The sequence below is a fragment of the Stenotrophomonas sp. SrG genome (genome assembly GCF_050031795.1).
Taxonomy (GTDB): domain Bacteria; phylum Pseudomonadota; class Gammaproteobacteria; order Xanthomonadales; family Xanthomonadaceae; genus Stenotrophomonas; species Stenotrophomonas rhizophila_A.
Map to the genome: position 1 here is coordinate 1 of NZ_JBNBBE010001061.1, position 240 is coordinate 240.

1 pseudogene is annotated in these 240 nt (G+C 74.6%); it reads left to right on the top strand.

Going from position 1 to position 240, the window contains the following annotated elements:
• Positions 1-240: pseudogene (locus tag ACQG3P_RS22720) on the top strand (LysR family transcriptional regulator); the annotation flags it as partial.

Genomic DNA, 240 nt, shown 5'->3' on the forward strand with positions numbered 1-240 from the left:
GGCAGCTGGGCGGGCGCCTGTTCCTGCGCTCCACCCGGTCGACCTCGCTCACCCGCGATGGCGAGCTGTTCCACGACGGCTGCCGCCCCGGGGTCGACCGCATCCTGCAGGCGGTGGAGGAAATGCGCGACCTGCGTGACGGGCCGCCACGGGGGCACCTGCGGGTGGGTGCGACGCAGGGGTTCGGGCGCACGGTGATCGCGCCGCTGCTGTCTGCAGTCCGGGCCCTCGTCGCCGAAG